A 432-nucleotide genomic window follows, 5' to 3' on the forward strand; every position below is an offset into this window, starting at 1 on the left:
ATCGAACAAAAGATACTCCCAGTGAAACCAAAATCAGAAAACAAATACAAAAACTTCTAACTGTTTGGTGTCAGGCACCATGTGAAAAATTCACATGGTGCCTGACACCGTGAACGGGGAGGAGACGATATGATGCAACATCTAAAAAATGAAATCGGCCAAGAAATAGATTCGTTATTGGTTTCAATCGCTGATTATGTGAAAGACACAAAGATTACTAGTGATGAAGCATTAGAAACAGCCAGGTATGTCCTGATGGATACATTAGGCTGTGGTTTCTTAGCTCTTAAATATCCTGAATGTACGAAACATTTAGGGCCGATTGTTCCAGGAACGGTCGTCCCAAATGGGAGCCGGGTCCCCGGAACGCAATATGTGTTAGATCCTGTCCATGCAGCATTTAATATTGGCTGTATGATTCGCTGGCTCGAT

1 protein-coding gene is annotated in these 432 nt (G+C 41.9%); it reads left to right on the forward strand.

Features of this window, described 5'->3' with window-relative positions; translation table 11 throughout:
- Positions 1 to 132 precede the first annotated feature (132 nt).
- Positions 133 to 432, forward strand: a 300-nt coding sequence (locus RYX56_RS21235) for an MmgE/PrpD family protein (protein WP_317123975.1), incomplete at its 3' end; no start/stop codon positions are given.

The organism is Alkalihalophilus lindianensis (genome assembly GCF_032843265.1).
In the GTDB taxonomy this organism is placed as follows: domain Bacteria; phylum Bacillota; class Bacilli; order Bacillales; family Bacillaceae_D; genus Alkalihalophilus; species Alkalihalophilus lindianensis.